Source organism: Mesorhizobium sp. M2C.T.Ca.TU.002.02.1.1, from assembly GCF_003997225.1.
The window spans coordinates 1-713 of sequence record NZ_RZTO01001417.1; the positions used below are offsets into that span (position 1 = coordinate 1).

1 protein-coding gene is annotated in these 713 nt (G+C 72.1%); it reads left to right on the top strand.

The genetic code is table 11. The features are described 5' to 3' along the window. Positions 1-713 (top strand): tyrosine recombinase XerC (locus tag EOD07_RS36480; protein ID WP_164772964.1); only part of this gene is annotated, 713 nt, incomplete at both ends.

Consider the following 713-nt stretch of genomic DNA (forward strand, 5'->3'; position numbering starts at 1 on the left):
CCGCCGAGGCCTATGAGCGCGACCCCCGCCAGTTCCTGCATTTCCTGACCGGCCATCGCGGCGGCCCTCCAGGCATTTCGGACATCGCCGACCTGCGGCCGGCCGATCTGCGCGGCTTCCTCGCCAAGCGCCGCAATGACGGCGCCGGCGCCCGCACGCTGGGGCGCGGCCTTGCCGGCGTCCGCTCGCTGCTGCGCTTTCTCGAAAAACGCGGGATGGTCAACGCAGCGGGCGCGACGGCATTGCGCGCGCCACGCCAGCCGAAGTCGTTGCCCAAGCCGCTGACGGCAAGCGACGCGAAACAGGTCGTGGCCGTGGAAGGCCAGCTCGCTGACGAACCCTGGGTCGCCGCGCGCAATGCCGCCGTGCTGACGCTGCTCTATGGCTCCGGCCTGCGCATCTCCGAGGCGCTCGGGCTGACCGGTGGCGACCTCGCCTCGGACGCCGACACCGTGCTGCGGGTCACCGGCAAGGGCGGCAAGACGCGGCTGGTGCCGGTGTTGCCGGTGGCCCGCAAGGCGGTCGCCGAATACCGCCGGCTCTGTCCCTTCCATATCGGGCCCGAGGGGCTGTTGTTCCGCGGCGTCCGTGGCGGCCCGCTCAACCCGGCCATCGTCCAGCGCGAGATGGCGAAACTGCGCTCGGCGCTCAACCTGCCCGACACCGCGACGCCGCATGCCTTGCGCCACTCCTTCGCCACCCACCTGCTCGGC